Here is a 1,891-nt window from a genome sequence, read left to right as displayed (position 1 = left end):
GATGTGCGCCCGGCATGCACATGAACTATAGGGTGCAAGTCCCGAACCCCGAAGACAGAAGTAGGGGTTAGCCAAGAGCAAGGGTGTCCGTGGTGACGCGGAATCTGAAGGAAGCTGGAGGCAAAACACCGGTCCGAGGAAGACGAACCTCATATAAGGCTAGGTATGACTGGATGAGTTTGCATCACAAAACAAAGTCCATTCTGTCGAAGGTCATCTTTAGTAAATGAGGCGGATAGATGGTGTGAAAGTGCATGTGCTTACCCGGGGAGGTCTGATGGAAACGTGAAGTACCCTTCATAACCTACTTGGTGACAAGTAGCTGAACCATCAGAAGTCAGCAGAGGTCATAGTACGAGTAGGTCTAGAATTACTCGGAAGGACTGAACAATTAAGAGAGATTAGCCCTTGGCTTTCCATCTAGAATGAATAACACAGAAAACAGAGAAACCTCGCGCTTAGAAAGTAGTGGTGAATCCCACGAGGGTATTTGCGGAGGGTGGAGTTCAGATGGGTATAAGAAGATAAGCTAATCACGGAAAGGAACGAAATGGTGATGTTGGATCAAATTCTTGAACGGCAAAATATGATACAAGCTCTAAAACGAATCGAAGCGAATAAAGGAAGCCATGGAGTAGACATGATGCCCGTACAAAACTTACGAAAGCACATCCTCGAAAATTGGGAAACCATTAAATCGCAGATTTTGAATGGAACCTATGAACCGCAATCAGTACGTCGAGTCGAAATCCCGAAACCAGATGGTGGTGTGCGTTTACTAGGTATCCCAACTGTGACAGACCGTTTGATTCAACAAGCTATCTCGCAGATTTTATCGAAGGAATATGACGAAGCATTTTCGGACCATAGTTATGGATTCCGTCCAAATCGGAGCGCCCATGACGCTGTACGGAAAGCAAAAGGTTATTTAAAGGAAGGTCATCGATGGGTGATTGATATGGATTTAGAGAAATTCTTCGATAAGGTCAATCATGACCGACTAATGGCAACATTAGCGAAACGAATTTCAGATAAACCCTTATTAAAACTTATACGTAAATATCTCCAAGCCGGTGTCATGATAAATGGAGTAGTTTCAAGTACTGAAGAAGGAACACCCCAAGGTGGACCTTTAAGTCCTTTACTTTCAAACATAGTTCTAGATGAACTCGATAAAGAGTTGGAGGAACGTGGACATAAATTCGTTCGATACGCAGATGATTGCAATATTTATGTGAAATCAGAACGTGCGGGGCTAAGAGTAATGGCGAGTGTACAGAGATTTATCGAGGGAAAACTTCGTTTAAAAGTAAACGAAAAGAAATCAGCAGTAGACCGTCCTTGGAACCGGAAATTCTTAGGTTTTAGTTTCACCAATCACAAAGAACCAAAGGTTCGTCTTGCGAAAACAAGTCTAGTTCGAATGAAGAAGAAAATACGAGAAATTACTTCAAGAAAGATGCCATATTCCATGGAATACAGAATCGAGAAGTTAAACCAATATCTAATGGGGTGGTGTGGTTATTTCGCATTAGCAGATACAAGTTCCACATTCAAATCACTAGATAGTTGGATTAAAAGAAGATTAAGGATGTGTCTATGGAAGAATTGGAAGAAACCTCGAACAAGAGTCAGAAATCTTACTCGGTTGAAAGTTCCTTATGGAAAAGCATACGAGTGGGGAAACACCCGAAAAGGGTACTGGCGCATTTCTAAAAGCCCCATATTACACAGAACCCTCGGCAATTCCTATTGGGAAAGCCAAGGGCTGAAAAGTCTGCAAGTTCGTTACGAAACTTTGCGTTATTCATCTTAATTGAACCGCCGTATACGGAACCGTACGTACGGTGGTGTGAGAGGTCGGGAGTTAATCACTCCCTCCTACTCGATT

Annotated in this window: 1 protein-coding gene; it reads left to right on the top strand. The window is 42.7% G+C overall.

Features of this window, described 5'->3' with window-relative positions; translation table 11 throughout:
• Positions 1–553: 553 nt before the first annotated feature.
• Positions 554–1,816: a group II intron reverse transcriptase/maturase gene (gene ltrA, locus ACIQ38_RS22425; RefSeq protein ID WP_402828690.1), complete on the top strand. Its 1,263-nt coding sequence runs from the start codon at positions 554–556 to the stop codon at positions 1,814–1,816.
• Positions 1,817–1,891 lie beyond the last annotated feature (75 nt).

It is taken from the genome of Psychrobacillus sp. NPDC096389 (assembly GCF_044762855.1).
Lineage (GTDB): Bacteria > Bacillota > Bacilli > Bacillales_A > Planococcaceae > Psychrobacillus.
This window is presented reverse-complemented; position numbering and strand designations above follow the sequence as displayed.